At 37.0% G+C, this 14,699-nt stretch carries 17 protein-coding genes and 1 riboswitch; of the genes, 5 read left to right on the plus strand and 12 right to left on the minus strand.

All coding sequences use genetic code 11. From position 1 onward, the window contains the following. Window positions 1-35 precede the first annotated feature (35 nt). The 5 genes from mnmE (at window position 36) to J3U56_RS01015 (ending at window position 3,941) form a co-directional block, all read left to right on the plus strand. Window positions 36-1,397: a tRNA uridine-5-carboxymethylaminomethyl(34) synthesis GTPase MnmE gene (gene mnmE, locus J3U56_RS00995; RefSeq protein WP_065634810.1), complete on the plus strand. Its 1,362-nt coding sequence runs from the start codon at window positions 36-38 to the stop codon at window positions 1,395-1,397. A gap of 303 nt (window positions 1,398-1,700) precedes the next feature. Further along, window positions 1,701-2,027 carry a hypothetical protein gene (locus tag J3U56_RS01000; RefSeq protein ID WP_267348292.1) on the plus strand — a complete coding sequence of 109 codons (327 nt, stop codon included), beginning with the start codon at window positions 1,701-1,703 and terminating at the stop codon, window positions 2,025-2,027. A 258-nt stretch (window positions 2,028-2,285) separates the two neighbouring features. Beyond that, complete coding sequence (locus J3U56_RS01005; RefSeq protein ID WP_267333664.1) at window positions 2,286-2,489, plus strand: heavy-metal-associated domain-containing protein; 204 nt, start codon at window positions 2,286-2,288, stop codon at window positions 2,487-2,489. A 318-nt stretch (window positions 2,490-2,807) separates the two neighbouring features. Continuing rightward, the gene (locus J3U56_RS01010; protein ID WP_267333663.1) at window positions 2,808-3,311 is read left to right on the plus strand and encodes an STY0301 family protein; all 504 of its coding nucleotides are present in this window, start codon (window positions 2,808-2,810) and stop codon (window positions 3,309-3,311) included. A gap of 123 nt (window positions 3,312-3,434) precedes the next feature. Further along, on the plus strand, window positions 3,435-3,941 hold the full coding sequence (locus J3U56_RS01015; protein WP_267333662.1) for an STY0301 family protein: 507 nt from the start codon (window positions 3,435-3,437) through the stop codon (window positions 3,939-3,941). 119 nt (window positions 3,942-4,060) lie between these two features. Here J3U56_RS01015 and thiD read toward each other — a convergent pair whose 3' ends face one another. The 12 genes from thiD to J3U56_RS01075 form a co-directional block, all read right to left on the minus strand. Next, window positions 4,061-4,855 (minus strand): bifunctional hydroxymethylpyrimidine kinase/phosphomethylpyrimidine kinase, encoded by a 795-nt coding sequence (gene thiD / locus J3U56_RS01020; RefSeq protein WP_267333661.1) that lies wholly within the window; start codon window positions 4,853-4,855, stop codon window positions 4,061-4,063. Window positions 4,856-4,866: 11 nt separating this feature from the next. After that, a complete protein-coding gene (thiE, locus tag J3U56_RS01025; RefSeq protein WP_267333660.1) occupies window positions 4,867-5,508 on the minus strand; it encodes a thiamine phosphate synthase in 642 nt (213 codons plus the stop codon). 9 nt (window positions 5,509-5,517) lie between these two features. Next, window positions 5,518-6,306, minus strand: a complete 789-nt coding sequence (gene thiM / locus J3U56_RS01030; RefSeq protein WP_267333659.1) for a hydroxyethylthiazole kinase — start codon at window positions 6,304-6,306, stop codon at window positions 5,518-5,520. Window positions 6,307-6,366: 60 nt separating this feature from the next. Further along, a riboswitch (TPP riboswitch) is annotated at window positions 6,367-6,469 on the minus strand. A 39-nt stretch (window positions 6,470-6,508) separates the two neighbouring features. Continuing rightward, the gene (gene trkA, locus J3U56_RS01035) at window positions 6,509-7,912 is read right to left on the minus strand and encodes a Trk system potassium transporter TrkA (protein ID WP_255307739.1); all 1,404 of its coding nucleotides are present in this window, start codon (window positions 7,910-7,912) and stop codon (window positions 6,509-6,511) included. Window positions 7,913-7,988: 76 nt separating this feature from the next. Beyond that, window positions 7,989-8,984, minus strand: a complete 996-nt coding sequence (gene trpS / locus J3U56_RS01040; protein ID WP_267343597.1) for a tryptophan--tRNA ligase — start codon at window positions 8,982-8,984, stop codon at window positions 7,989-7,991. Between the two features lie 39 nt (window positions 8,985-9,023). Beyond that, window positions 9,024-9,719, minus strand: coding sequence for a phosphoglycolate phosphatase (locus tag J3U56_RS01045; protein WP_267343596.1), 696 nt, complete (start codon window positions 9,717-9,719; stop codon window positions 9,024-9,026). After that, window positions 9,712-10,389, minus strand: a complete 678-nt coding sequence (gene rpe, locus J3U56_RS01050; protein WP_267343595.1) for a ribulose-phosphate 3-epimerase — start codon at window positions 10,387-10,389, stop codon at window positions 9,712-9,714. Before rpe ends, J3U56_RS01045 begins: the two co-directional genes overlap by 8 nt. A 37-nt stretch (window positions 10,390-10,426) precedes the next feature. Beyond that, window positions 10,427-11,248 (minus strand): Dam family site-specific DNA-(adenine-N6)-methyltransferase, encoded by an 822-nt coding sequence (locus tag J3U56_RS01055; protein ID WP_267366378.1) that lies wholly within the window; start codon window positions 11,246-11,248, stop codon window positions 10,427-10,429. A gap of 48 nt (window positions 11,249-11,296) precedes the next feature. Beyond that, window positions 11,297-12,145 carry an SPOR domain-containing protein gene (locus J3U56_RS01060; RefSeq protein WP_267366380.1) on the minus strand — a complete coding sequence of 283 codons (849 nt, stop codon included), beginning with the start codon at window positions 12,143-12,145 and terminating at the stop codon, window positions 11,297-11,299. A 68-nt stretch (window positions 12,146-12,213) separates the two neighbouring features. After that, window positions 12,214-12,735, minus strand: coding sequence for a shikimate kinase AroK (gene aroK, locus J3U56_RS01065; protein WP_065634798.1), 522 nt, complete (start codon window positions 12,733-12,735; stop codon window positions 12,214-12,216). A gap of 186 nt (window positions 12,736-12,921) precedes the next feature. Beyond that, window positions 12,922-13,884 (minus strand): arabinose-5-phosphate isomerase GutQ, encoded by a 963-nt coding sequence (gutQ, locus tag J3U56_RS01070; protein ID WP_267333653.1) that lies wholly within the window; start codon window positions 13,882-13,884, stop codon window positions 12,922-12,924. 187 nt (window positions 13,885-14,071) lie between these two features. Next, complete coding sequence (locus tag J3U56_RS01075) at window positions 14,072-14,695, minus strand: LysE family transporter (RefSeq protein WP_267343593.1); 624 nt, start codon at window positions 14,693-14,695, stop codon at window positions 14,072-14,074. Between the last annotated feature and the right edge of the window lie 4 nt (window positions 14,696-14,699).

Raw genomic sequence — 14,699 nt, forward strand, 5'->3', positions numbered from 1 at the left:
ACATTGCTTTTTAATTTTTTAGAAAAAAGAAAAATATGAAATCAGATACAATTGTTGCACAAGCAACACCGCCTGGTCGTGGTGGGGTTGGTATATTGCGTATTTCTGGCCCTAAAGCTCAAGAGGTTGCCAAAGCAGTTTTAGGCATTTTACCTAAGCCACGATATGCGCACTATCTACCTTTTTTAGCTTCTGACGGGACAACGTTAGATGAAGGCATTGCTTTATTCTTCCCCAATCCACATTCATTTACTGGTGAAGATGTACTTGAACTTCAAGGCCACGGTGGACCCGTTATTTTAGATCTACTGTTGAAACGTATTTTAGAAATTGCTGACGTGCGTATAGCAAGACCTGGTGAATTTTCCGAACGTGCTTTTATGAATGATAAATTGGATCTGGCACAAGCGGAAGCGATAGCCGATTTGATTGATGCCAGTTCTGAGCAAGCTGCAAAATCGGCAATTTCATCATTACAAGGGGTATTTTCACAAAAAGTTAATGCATTGGTTGAATCGTTAATTCATTTAAGGATTTTTACTGAAGCTGCCATCGATTTTCCCGAAGAAGAAATAGACTTTTTATCTGATGGCAAAATTGAAACTCAGCTTAATGAAGTGATTATTCGGTTAAATGAAGTCAGACAAGAGGCGAAGCAAGGTTCGTTATTACGTGATGGTATGAAAGTTGTCATAGCAGGGCGCCCCAATGCTGGTAAATCGAGCTTACTTAATGCATTAGCAGGGCGCGATGCGGCTATTGTTACTGATATCGCCGGCACTACCCGTGATGTGTTACGTGAACATATTCATATTGATGGCATGCCATTGCATATTATTGACACAGCAGGGCTACGTGAAGCCAGTGACGAAGTCGAACGTATTGGTATTGAACGGGCTTGGCAAGAAATAAACCAAGCTGATCGCGTACTATTTATGGTTGATAGTACTACAACAACCGAAACCAACCCAGAAAAATTATGGCCTGAGTTTATTGAACGTTTACCTAAGAATATACCGATGACAGTTATCCGTAATAAAGCTGATCTTACGGGTGAACAACTTGGTCTTAGTGAAGTAAATGGCTACTCACTGATTCAACTTTCTGCACGGACAGGTGAGGGTATTGAACTATTACGTGAACATCTTAAACAAGCCATGGGCTATACCAGTAGCACAGAAAGTGGATTTTTAGCCCGTCGTCGCCATTTACAGGCACTAGAAAAAGCCGCTGAACATTTAAATAACGGTAAGTACCAACTCACGACATTTCATGCAGGTGAACTATTAGCTGAAGAATTAAGGTTAGCACAAGAAGCTTTAAGTGAAATAACGGGTCAATTTACTTCGGATGATTTACTTGGACGGATATTTAGTTCGTTTTGTATTGGAAAATAACATAAATCGATAATTATTCTAATTATTGCCATAATTTTCACTGTATAAATTAAACTGGGCTGTATTTGAAATATAAGATTTAATGCTCAAAAGAGGTGAATATTATCAATATAACAAGGATAGTTTGTTGTATTAACATTAGATTCTAACTAGAAGAAACGTAATTATAATAACTTTGTATAGAATAGAAATAATCTAGTATGCGTGTAATGCGATTACTGTATAAGTTGGATGATTTATGAAAAACTATTTAGTCAAATTTTTCTTTTAATTATACTAATTTAATTAACTGGTTGTAGCCTTATGGACTATAAAAAAGTTATCCAATATGTAGAGCCAAGTGCTAATGAACCAAGGGCAAGGGTTATGCTTGTAGGGGATTATGATAGTTGGTATCATTTTAGTATTATCAATTTTGATGTAATAAAACCTAATTTTGGTTATCTATATACTGAAGGTAAAACAACAAATAGACCAAAAGTAAAAAATTTGGGAATGAACATAAAGGTGAAAGGCAAAAATAAAGCTAATCAAGTTTACTTACCTGCTGGTCAAATAATAAAAATTGGCGTTTATGGTCAACCGTCTGGTATGAACGTTACTCTTTTTGTATTCGTGGTAAAACTATGACTCTAGAGCAAAATATTGATTATGTTCTTTCCTTTGATAAAGTTACATTAAATAATAAAAAATATTGCCTTCTTTAGCTATACAAAGTTATTAATAAAACTCAGCTTGAACTTATTAAAAATTAGTTATATATAATGCTATATAGGTACAACCGAAAACAATTATTTAAAAGAATGGTTCTTTGTGTAACGTTTAAATGATGTTAATTGAATTTTTATTCAATAATAGATTTTATCAGATTGATTAGAGAGGTTTATCATGAAATTAATAGTCGATAATATGAGTTGTCAGCATTGTGTTAAAGCCATTACTAAGGCGATTAACGATATCGATCCCAAAGCTAAGGTGACGGTTGATTTAGCCAAACATGAAGTTGATATTGAGGGGGGTAGCATTTCGCAAGAAGCAGCAATTGCAGCAGTCAATGAAGCCGGTTATGAGTTTGTGGGTATTTCATATTAATTTTAATCAGTTTAATGGTAGATAACTATCCGGTGATTTTACTGTGTAGCATGTGGCAAAATATTAAGTCAAATTAAAAGGGGATTTTCGCTAAAATCCCTTTTTTGTTTTCTGCTATATTTTTGTTGACTATTCATGGTTGCAATGTATTTCACTTAAAGCAATCTCAATAAAACCCCACTCAAAATCATGATAATGATAGATGCAATTATCAATGATTAAATCTACTTGACTAAGTCGATATTTTCGCCATAATTGCCGTAAATATTCAATATTTCAAAATGTTATTTACCTGCAATGCTTAAAAGGATAATCAATATGCAAGGAAAAACGTTAAATGCGATCGTTACAATCATTGTTGGGTTTGCAATGGTTTTTACCGTCAATGCTTACCAAATTGATTGTCCAAAATCGATTGATGTTAAAGAAAAAGTTGAAAACATGTCAGACGGATGGGGGGCAGCTGATAGGGAAGAATTTTGGAATAGTGGTTTTGTGAAAAACATTTCACATAAATCTACCGGTGTAGGTGTTTTTTTGGGAGAGCCTTTAGTGGTACAAAAATCTGAGGATTATGTGCTGAATAACAAGAAAGGTTTTAAGAAATATCGCAATGAATGGGACGTAAGTTTACGACCTGAAGATACTGATCGTTATTATGCTTCATGTTTCTATTATAACAGTGAGGTTGTATTAGTAAAAAAAATTGATACATCGATGAAAAGCTGCTGGACTGACGTCTCTTTAGATGAGCTTGGTAATGAGATAAATAGTGAACACACACTTTATTGCAGTACCAATAAAAGGGGTGATAATCATTAATGTTATGTGGGATCGCTAGTCATTGCAATCCCCCTAGTTTAACACTCTATTTCATCATGATTTTCACTCAATTAGGCTAAAATAATTGATTATGTGCCTAAAAATTTTAAAAGGATGAACAATATGCAAGGAAAAACGTTAAATGCGATCGTTACAATCATTGTCGGGTTTGCAATGGTTTTTACCGTCAATGCTTACCAAATTGATTGCCCAAAATCGATCGATGTTCGAGAAAAAATGGTAAACATGCCAGAAGGTTGGGACCTGATTGGTAAGAGCAAATATGCTGATGCTTCTGATATCGATAAGACTATCCTTTCACAGGACTTTTGGGGTATTAATGTTTATCTAGACGATCCGGCGGCGATACAAAGACCCCATCAACGTTTGCTAAGTAAAAAGAATGGCGTTAAAAAATATCAGTTTATCTGGGAGGTTGAACAATTTAAACCTAATGAGAACTTTTATGTTCGTTGTGACTACTCTGGAAGTAGGGTTAAATTGGTGCAAAAAATTGACTCATCGATGAAAAGCTGTTGGATTTTTTATTCTGAGGATAAATACGGCAATAACGTATCTCATGAAAATACACTTTATTGCAGTACAAATAAAGCCGAAGATGTTAAATAATCCTATGTGGGATTGCAAAGCTTGGCAATCCCACACCCGTTCAACTCTCAAACTGTCATGATTTTCCCTAATAACGGGTAATCAAGCATCAAGTAATCCATTATTTTGCTCGCTAGCTTTTACCACCATTGATAAAAATGGTGGGTTGGACCAATTCCTTTGCCAATCGATAAATCATCGGCATGACTAATTGCACCTTGTAAGTAGTTCTTTGCTTGTTGAATGGCATCTGGCAAGCTGTGTTGCGGTAATAATGCGGTAATTGCAGCTGATAAAGTGCATCCTGTACCATGCGTATTTTTAGTTTGGATACGAGGCGATACCATTCTAATTGTTTGGTTTGGCGTAATTAAATAATCTGGGCTTTCTTGACTAAGTAAATGCCCACCTTTGATTAATACCGCTTTACAACCTAATTTTAGCAAGGCATGTCCTTGTGCCTGCATTTCGTCCTCATTTTGGGCTTCTTGACAATCGAGCAGGGCAGCCGCTTCTGGTAGATTCGGGGTGATAACGGTGGCTAATGGTAAGAGTAATTCACGGATTGCATTCACCGCATCAGATTTCAGTAGTGGATGACCGCCTTTAGCCACCATGACAGTATCAAGTACGATGTTGGCAATCGGATGTTTTTTTAAGAGATGATGAACCACTGTCACAATCTCTTTATTCATTAACATGCCCATTTTTACACTATCAATATTGATATCCTGATACAGAGTATTAAATTGGGCTTCTACAAATTCAGGCGAGACAGGTAAAACAGCATCGACGCCTTGCGTGCTTTGTGCGGTTAATGCGGTGATCACTGACATGCCATAAGCACCTAACGCCGAAAAGGTTTTCAAATCTGCTTGTATACCCGCGCCACCGCTAGGATCGGAGCCGGCAATGGTTAATGCAACTGTTGTCATTCTTTGATTTCCTATCTTGCTTGTTGAATTTTGGTCAGTAGCGATTGACTGGCATTAGCAATATCTGCTTGACCACAAATAGCGGATACTACTGCGACACCTTCAATACCAGTTTTTATGACCTCAGTGACATTGGATAAACCAATTCCGCCAATGGCAACCGCAGGACACTGTTTGAGTTTCACAAGTTCAGCTAATTGTGCAGTACCTATGGCGGAGGCCGCATCTTTTTTGGTTGAAGTTGGGAAGATTGGCCCAATACCCAAATAATCAACCAATTGCCATTCAACGGCATCAAGTTGTTGTTGATTACTAACAGAAAAGCCGAGCCATTTATTTGCACCGATTAATTGACGAGTAACGGCAACAGGTAGATCACGCTGTCCAATATGTACGCCGTCAGCGTCTATCGCTAATGCGATATCGACATGATCATTAATAAGTAGCGGTACTGGTGTGTCTTTTAAAAGGTGTTTGAGCTGCATAGCTGCATGATACCAATCTTTACCTGATAGTTCTTGTTCTGATCTTAATTGTACGGTAGTTACACCATTTTCGATGGCAATTTTGGTGGTATTAAGCATACCTTGAATACCGCCACACAATTGCGGATCGAGCACTAAATAGAGGGTTAAATCGAGTTGTTTTTTCATCTGCTTGCCCTATTTTGAACCATCAACAAAAAGTGAAAGCTGATCGATAAGCGACACAGCAAAACTGCCTAGTCCTTGCTGTTTATTGGCTCGCTCACCAGCTTTTTTCATCATATAACAAGCACTGGCTGTGGCAGCTAAACTATCAGCACCACAAGCAATAAACGCAGCAACCATCGCGGATAATGAACAACCTGTACCGGTAACAGACGTTAATGCAATATCTCCACCCGCAATGCGATAGGTGTTCTCGCCGTCAGTGATATAGTCAATATCGCCTGTCATGGCGACAATGGTTTGATAACGACGAGCCAATTGTTGAGCTGCCGTTAATGCAACCGTTGTCGAATCTTGGCTATCGGTACCTTTAGAAGAAGAATGTTCGCCATTTAGCGCTAAAATTTCAGAGGCATTACCCCGAATCGCTGTAGGTTGGTATTTTAATAATTGTTGAGCGATATCAGTGCGATAAGCTAAGGCAGGTCCAACGGCAACCGGATCAAGCACCCAGCGTGTTCGGCTTTGTTGGGCTTGTTCGGCAGCTAACAGCATACTTTCAGCAATATTGCTATGCAGTGTTCCAATATTAATTAATAAGCTATTGGCAATATCGACAAATGATTTCACTTCTTGTTTGGCAATAATCATCGCTGGCGATGCACCAATTGCCAGTAAGATATTGGCGGTAAAATTTTGCACGACCTCATTGGTGATGCAATGCACTAATGGGCGTTGCTGCTTAACAAGGTGAATAAATGGTGTGGCGTGCTCAGCCTGAAAGGTTTTTATCTCTGACATATTCTTTCCTTAACGATTAATACAACTTATAACAGGTTAGGAAGAATTTGCCAATCAGAAGGTTAACGGCTTAGACTTCCCTACGCTGGTATAATCCAGATCAGGTTCAACGGGTAAAATCTCAGTTTTTTGTATCAAACAAAAAACACCCCGAGTCAAAACAATTTGTGTATTATGAACTGAGTATCAGTTTTAAACAAGATTATTGTAATAATCTTTCAATATCGGTTATGGCTTTTCTATCAGGTAAAAAGATGATTAAGTGGTCATTATCTTCAATAGTTAAATCAGTATTAACAATAATCACATCTTCACCTCGTACTACTGCACCAATTGTTGCAGCTGAAGGTAATTTTAATCCATTGATATTTTTACCAACAAGTTTTGATGTATCACTATTGCCTTTCGCCACAACTTCAATAATTTCGGATTCCCCTTGTCTGAGTGAAACGACTTTGACGATACCCGTTTGTCTTACATGGCTTAAAAGCTCAGAGATTGTGGCATGCTGTGGTGAAATAGCAATATCAATCACACTATCATTGATCAATTCTAGGTAAGCTTGCCGTTGAATCAAAACAATCACTTTTTTAGCGCCCATTCGTTTAGCCAGCATTGATGACATAATGTTAGATTCATCATCACTGGTGACAGCGATAAAGAGATCGGTTAATTCTACCTGTTCTTGTGAGAGGAGTTCTTGGTCTGAAGATTCGCCATGTAATACGGTTGTATTGACCAACTGTTCAGCAATAAACTCAGCTCGTTGAGCATTACGTTCAATTAACTTTACTTGATAATCGTTTTCTAAGCGTTTGGCTAGAGCGACAGCAACACCGCCTCCGCCACTAATAATGATACGTTTATAGGGCTTTTCTAAGCGTTGTAATTCACTTGTTACGGCTTTTATGTTCACCGGAGGGGTAATAAAATAGACCATATCACCCGCTTCAATTAAGGTTGAACCGATTGGGCGAATAAAACGATTTTTTCGATATATCGCAACCACTCGAGCTTCTACATGCGGTAAATGCTCTTTTAGTTCAGATAATTCACTGCCCACTAATGCACCGCCATAATAAGCAGTGACTGCAACCAGACAGACACGATTATCATAAAAAGAGGCAAATTGTAAAGCGCCTGGATATTGTACTAACCGGCTGACATGATTAGTGATTAAATTTTCGGGTGCGATGATGTGGTCAATATTAATACAATCTTTGTTAAAGAAGGGATATTTTTCGTCGTTATATTCAGGTGCTCGAATACGGGCAACTTTTTGCGGTATTTTAAACATGACATGACCAATTTGACAGGCCATCATGTTAACTTCATCAGAATTGGTTACAGCAACAAGCATATCAGCGGATTCGGCACCGGCGCTTTCTAATACCTGAGGGTATGAAGATTTTCCTAAAATAACTTGTAAATCAAAGCGTTCTTGTAGTGATTGCAGTTTGTCATGATCTTCATCAACGACAGTAACATCGTTTTGTTTTTCGGTAACCAGATACTCAGCTAATGCACTGCCGGTTTGTCCTGCACCTAGAATAATAATCTTCATAACAGACCTATCATCGTTAAATGACTTTACTACGCTTGCCATCTTATGACAAGCGTACTTATGTCAATTAATATTGTTTAAGTTTACCCTTAATTCGTGCTATTTATTCGACTCGCTATTAAACAAAACCGATTACATCGTATACTTTTTTCAAGGTCGGCTCGGCTTTAGCGCGCGCTTTTTCAGCGCCTTCACGCATAATAGAAAATAGATAATTTTCATCGTTGCGATACTCATGATAACGGGCTTGTAATGTTGTTAACATATCGATCACTTGCGTTGCTACTTCCGTTTTCAAATGACCATACATCTTTCCTTCAAACTCTTTTTCAAGCTCTGCTACCGGTTTACCTGTAACGCCAGTTAAAATATCTAATAAATTAGAAACGCCGACTTTATTTTTTAAGTCATAGCGAACTACTGGTGGCTCGTCAGAATCGGTCATCGCACGTTTGATCTTTTTCTCCACATCTTTTGGATTTTCAAGTAGGCCGATCACGTTATTGCGGTTTTCATCAGATTTAGACATTTTTTTGGTTGGTTCTTGTAATGACATCACTCTTGCACCAACTTTAGCAATAAATGGCTCTGGTACAGTAAAAACATCACCATAAAGTGCATTAAATCGCATAGCAATATCACGTGTTAGCTCAAGGTGTTGTTTCTGATCATCGCCAACCGGTACTAAATTGGCTTGATATAGCAAAATATCAGCAGCCATAAGTACAGGATAATCAAATAGACCTGCGTTGATGTTTTCTGAATGACGTGATGATTTATCCTTAAATTGCGTCATGCGGCTAAGTTCACCAAAATAGGTATAGCAGTTTAACGCCCAGCCTAATTCTGCATGGGCAGGAACATGAGATTGTACAAATATAGTGCTCTTTTGTGGATCAATTCCGCATGCCAAATATAATGCCATTGTATCTAGCGTTGCTTTGCGTAATTTTTGTGGATCTTGTCTTACGGTTATCGCATGTTGATTGACAATACAGTAAATGCAGTCATATTCGTTTTGTAGCGCAACCCAATTTTTTAAAGCACCTAAATAGTTGCCAAGTGTTAGTTCTCCTGAAGGTTGTGCACCACTAAATACAATCGGTTTACTCATAATTTATTCCTAATTTATTTATGCTCTGTTTTTTGCTAATTATTTTTTTGCATCAGCTTTGGGATGAGGTAATAACGTTAATATATCTTTAAAATCATCAAATAAGAAATCGGGATCACTTGTTGCAATCGATATTCCATAATTATAACCATAGCTTAATGCTACAGTAGGGCAATGTGCATTTTTAGCTGCCATAATGTCATTTTGAGAATCACCCACAAATAATAATTGATCACTAAATAGACCAAAGGTCGCCATCACTTGATAAAGTCCAGCTGGATGAGGTTTTAATTTGATCACATCACCACCCCCTAAGACTAACGAAAAGTATTCTTTTATTCCTAAAGAAGTCAGTAAATCAGGCAAAAATTGTGCAGGTTTATTGGTGACTAAAGCAAGTGGATAGTGGTTGTCATGTAATGCTTTTAAGGTTTGTTTGACGTGTGGAAATAACTTAGTTTCTACATCCATAACCTTATCATAATGTCGATTAAAGAGTGCCTTGGCTTGTGAAAACATTTCATTGGAAGGTTGGACATTGATAGCTTTAAATATGCGTTCTAACATCACATCAATGCCATTACCTACAAAGTTTTTAACCTGTTCATTGGTTATCGTATTTAATTTTAAATCGGCAAGCATATGCTTGGCTGCAAGCGCAAGTCCAGGAACACTATCCACTAGTGTTCCATCCAGATCAAAGGCGATGGCTTGAATATCGTCGAGTTTAGGCATGATTCACTCCTGATAGCGCTTTACGCATTGCATCAATCACTGTTTTATAATCTGGTTGACTAAATATTGCTGAACCTGCAACAAACATATCTGCACCAGCTTTAGCAATTTCGGCAATGTTATCAACTTTTACACCACCATCAATTTCTAAACGAATATTTTGTTTAGATTGATTAATACGCTCTCTTACTTGTTGTAGTTTTTTCAATGTTGATGGAATAAATGATTGCCCACCAAAACCAGGATTTACGCCCATTACTAAAATAATATCGACTTTATCCATCACATAATCTAAGTAGTTTAAAGGTGTAGCAGGATTAAGCACAATACCCGCTGTGCAGCCATGATCTTTGATTAATTGTAAAGAACGATCTAAGTGGATAGTCGCTTCTGGATGAATAGAAATATTCGTTGCACCTGCTTTGGCAAATGAAATAATCAGCTCCTCAACAGGGGTAACCATTAAATGGACATCTATCGGTGCTGTTATACCAAAATCGCGCAGAGCCTTACAAAACATACTGCCCATGGTAAGATTGGGAACAAAGTGATTGTCCATTACATCAAAATGAACAACATCTGCTCCTGCATCAAGTACTTTTTGAGTATCCTCACCAAGCCGAGCAAAGTCAGCAGATAATATTGATGGGGCTATAATAAATTCTTTCATGATAAAACCTCTTGTGCTAAAAGCTCATCCCTGTCGTTTAAGATTTTTGATATAGTGCTAAAATCTCGTCAATTTTTTTTCGCCCTTCACCAGCACAGCTAATCGAACGACGCATTTCGGCCCGATAAAGATGACGTGCTTTTCTATATAAGCTTCTTGTATAAGAAGTATCATGATTAGATACAAGAACCGGAATATCATTTTGATAGGCGATATTTTCAGCAAGTTGCGATAACTTTTTATGTTCTTCAAAGCCAAAATTATTCGAATAATAGGCTGTAAAACCCGCCGAATCACCCGCTGAAAGGTAAGGAGGGTCACAATAAATTACGGAATTTTGTTTAGCTTTTTTCATTACTTCATAATAAGGAGCACAAATAAATTGGGCATTTTGAGCTTTTTTAGCAAAAAAATAGAGTTCTTTTTCTGGAAAATAGATAGTTTTGTAACGACCAAATGGTACATTAAAAAAACCACTATTATTATAACGGCATAAGCCGTTATAACCATGTCGATTTAAATAAACAAATAATAGTGAACGTATATATTGATCTTTACTATGATTAAATACATCACGCAGTTGATAAAAGGCATCAGACTGGTTGTTCTGATGAGTAAATAATAATTTAAGATCATTAATAAATTGATCTGGGCTGGATTTTAACAAGTTAAATAATGCAATCAGATCATGATTGATGTCAGCTAAAATATAGCTTTTATAATGTGTATTTAAAAATACTGATCCAGCACCAACAAAAGGTTCAATTAATTGATCGCCTTCAGGGAGATATCGCCTAATTGTGTCCACAAGCTCATATTTTCCTCCTGCCCATTTTAAAAAGGCTCGTTGCTTTTTCAACGGTTACTCCTAGTTTTTCTTTGTAGTCGGATAAATGAACGATATCCTTTAGTTGTTTGCAATTTTTTCTTTGTTAATAGCGGCTCCAGATTTAACCCATGGTTTATCTTTTTGGAGTGCTGCTGGTAAAGATTTCATCGCTTTATGAGCTTCATCTCTTGATGAATAATTGCCTTTGATTAAAATGAACCACGTACCATTTTTATGTTTAGTTTCATAAATATGATAATCAGTAATATTATTTTGTTTTACAAGTTTTCTTAGACCTTCAGCCGATTTAGAAGCACTAAGCTGAATTGTATAACGATCGTTTCCTATCTTGGCATTTTTAGCGGTATTGGATTTTTCGTCTTTTCTATTAGTTGATTTTCGATTATGACTATCTGTTTGGTGTGAAACATGGGTTCTACCGTTAATGTCATTAATTGTTGTCGTTCTATTTGTTGACGTAGTTATATCACGATTAACTGAAGGAGCAGTTGGCGTATATGTGTTCGCTAAGTCGCTACCTGTATCGCTAGGAATATCCAGTTGTTGTTGCGTATTTGTTTGATTTAACGCATTTTCAGTTGGTGTCTGGGTTGCAACACCAGCACTTTCTGTTGGCATTGCATTTGTCGCTGGACTGTTTAGTCCGTCAGTGACAGGCGTAGTATTGGCATCAGCTGAACTTACACTATTCACTTCAGGAGGCGTTACAAGCGTCGGCTCATTTTTACGTGAAGAAGATCGAAAGATAATTAAACTAAGTAATAACAGAATAATAACGATTGCCAAACCAAGAATAATTAATTTTTTTCTTGGAAAATCTTGTAAAAAACTTGGCAATGTCAACGAGGGCTTAGCGTCCTTACTAGGTTGTTCTGTTATATAACGGTCATCTCTATCTACACGCATACTTGCTCCTTAACCTATCCAAAAGGTTTAATGCTTTATGACTAACCATTATTATTTAAATAAATGGCTTAAATTTGCTCTATTTTTTCAATGATATAACCCGCAACACCTTTGGCACTTTGTTCATCTGTTTTAATAGTAATATCCGCAATTTCTTCATAAAGAGGTTCTCGTTCACCTGCTAATTCTTCATAAAGTTCTCTTGGAGTATTACCACCTTGTAATAATGGACGACGTTTGTCTTTTTGCGTCCTTGCCATTTGTTTTTCAATAGTTGTTTCTAAATAAACAACAATGCCACGTGCTGATAATCGATTACGGGTCTCTTTTGATAATACTGAACCACCGCCGGTAGCTAATACTACACCTTGTTTTTCAGTTAATTCATTAATAACTTTTTCTTCTCTGGCTCTGAATCCGTCTTCACCCTCTAAATCAAAAATCCATGCAATATCAGCACCAGTACGTTTTTCAATCTCTTGATCTGAGTCGAAAAATTCCATGCCCAACTGTTGTGCAATTTGTCGGCCTATAGTGCTTTTTCCAGCCCCCATTGGGCCAATTAGAAAGATATTTCGCTTTTCTGCCATTGTAGTTTCATCATCTATTAATTTTGGTTAAAATATACAACACAATGTTAATGTTCATGACTGATTGAATCATTTACTTCATTAACTGTGTAACTTTTCTTGGATCTCCGTCTAACGACAAAAATTTAGGTCGGTAATTATCTCAATAGATAGTACCTTTTTGCAATAAGTATTTGTAATAGTTTTCTAGCTTATTCCTGCTTGGTGTAAATCATGAATATTTAACGCACCGACTAATTCACCTTCGGTATTTACAACGGGTGCAGCTGTAATATTGTGGTCATTAAATGATTTTAAAGCCTCTACTGCTTTCCAATTTTCGGGAATTTGATATCCTGGGCTGGTCATCACGTCTGTAATGCTGTCTTGCAATGTTCCATTTTTGAGTAATAAACGGCGTAAATCCCCATCAGTAAATACGCCAACAATTTTATTATTATTTTTGCAGATTGCAACTAAACCCACGCCAGTTCGGCTTAATTCTAACATAGCATCCAATACGGTTGCCGTTTGTGGTACTTTTGGAATTGAATCGCCCTGTCGCATAACATCTTTAACATGATTAAGTAATTTAGCGCCTAAACTCCCCGCAGGATGAGAGCGTGCAAAATCTTCTTCTTTAAAACCTCGAGCACGCATAACCGCTATAGCAAGCGCATCGCCCATTAATAAGGTATTGGTCGAACTCGAAGTCGGTGCAAGTCCCATAGGGCAGGCCTCTTTTTCAATTGAAATATCAAGCACAGCCTGAGCAGATTTAGCTAATGGTGAGTCTAACCCACCTGTAATTGCAATAATAGGCACATTCATTGCTGTAAGAATAGGGATAATAAAATTAAATTCTTTTGCCCGACCAGAATAAGAAATTAAGATAACAACATCATTTTCGGTCACCATACCTAGATCACCATGTAGTGCTTCGGAAGGATGCATGAAAAAAGCTGGGCTACCAGTGCTGGCAAGTGAAGCCGCAATTTTTTTACCAATATGCCCAGATTTCCCAATACCTGACACAACAACTTTGCCTTTTGTTGTTAAAATCAGCTGACAAGCTTTAATAAAATCTTGTCCGAGTCGGTTCGGTAGTTTTTGAGCTTCGTAAAGTTCTAATTCAAGTAGCTCACGACCATATTGTAATAATTTGTCCATTTTCAACAAGCCTAACGCATTTAATATGAATAAAATGAAGTTATAATCGGTAATAACAACGTAAGATGATTATAAAAAGTCAGATTACTGATATTTTATCAATTAACGATTGAATATTCAAAAAAGAAAGGTATGACATTAAAGCATTTGTGGTATTTCAAGCCTTTAAACATCAATACATAATAATTTATAACCCAAAAGCCACTTTTATGCCCAATGTGATTAAAATTACCCCCAATAATTTATCGATAATTAATTGCATTTTAAAATAGTGTCGTTGAACTGCTTGTGTTTGAAAGATGAAAACCACAAAGGGCCACCATAATACGGCTTCTATCCAAATGATGAATGCAACTAGCAATTTGTCGGTGGTTGACGAGTTAGCATTTAATACTTGGGTAAAAATAGCTAGAAAAAATAACGTTGCTTTAGGATTAAGCAAGTTACACAACAACCCTTGTATAAACGCGGATTTAGCGGACATTTGTTTGTCAATTAATTGTTGACTGACATAAGTAGTATTGGTCTTTTTTGCAAGTAATGCTTTAATGCCAAGCCATAATAAGTAAGCGGCGCCCGCATAGCGTAATACATTATACAGTAATGGCGTAGCAGCAATCAGTACTGCCACACCGGCTACACAATAACTCATATGGATTAATATTGCAGTGATGACTCCCAAACACGTCAACAGGGCTATTTTTCGGCTATAAGTTAAGCTGTTTTTCAAAATCAAAAAAAAGTCAGGGCCAGGCGAAATCATGCCAAGACAACTGATGGTTGACACTAAAAGTACGGTATCAAGAGTCATAATT

The sequence above is a fragment of the Gilliamella sp. B2824 genome, assembly GCF_026536245.1.
In the GTDB taxonomy this organism is placed as follows: domain Bacteria; phylum Pseudomonadota; class Gammaproteobacteria; order Enterobacterales; family Orbaceae; genus Gilliamella.